Origin of the sequence: Streptomyces tateyamensis (genome assembly GCF_003205575.1) — a bacterium.
In the GTDB taxonomy this organism is placed as follows: Bacteria; Actinomycetota; Actinomycetes; order Streptomycetales; family Streptomycetaceae; genus Kitasatospora; species Kitasatospora tateyamensis.
Map to the genome: position 1 here is coordinate 1 of NZ_PYBW01000150.1, position 402 is coordinate 402.

General features: G+C 68.9%; 1 protein-coding gene. It reads left to right on the forward strand.

The genetic code is table 11. From position 1 onward, the window contains the following. Window positions 1-150 precede the first annotated feature (150 nt). On the forward strand, window positions 151-402 hold a 252-nt coding region (locus C7C46_RS30090), incomplete at its 3' end, for a GlsB/YeaQ/YmgE family stress response membrane protein (protein ID WP_110673094.1).

Consider the following 402-nt stretch of genomic DNA (forward strand, 5'->3'; position numbering starts at 1 on the left):
CCGTCCACGTCCAGGAAGAGAATCGGTTTCCCCATACCGCTTCGACGACGGGCCGATCGGCGCAGTTCCCGCAGCGCGCGGCTCCGGCTGCGGGAGGACGGTCAGCGGGTGATGATGTCGACAGACTCACGCCCGGAAAGGTGCGGTGCGATGTTCCAACTGATCTGGATCCTGCTGATCGGATTCGTCCTCGGTCTGCTCGCCAAGCTGCTGCTGCGCGGCCCGCAGGCGATCCCCTGGTGGCTGACCATGCTGCTCGGTGCCGCGGGGGCCTGGCTGGGCAACGCGGTCTCCGGCTGGATCGGGGTGCGGCACACCTCCGGCATCGACTGGATCCGCCACCTGCTGCAGCTCGGCTTCGCCATGCTGCTGATCGGCTGGGCGGCCCCGGCCTGGTCCAGG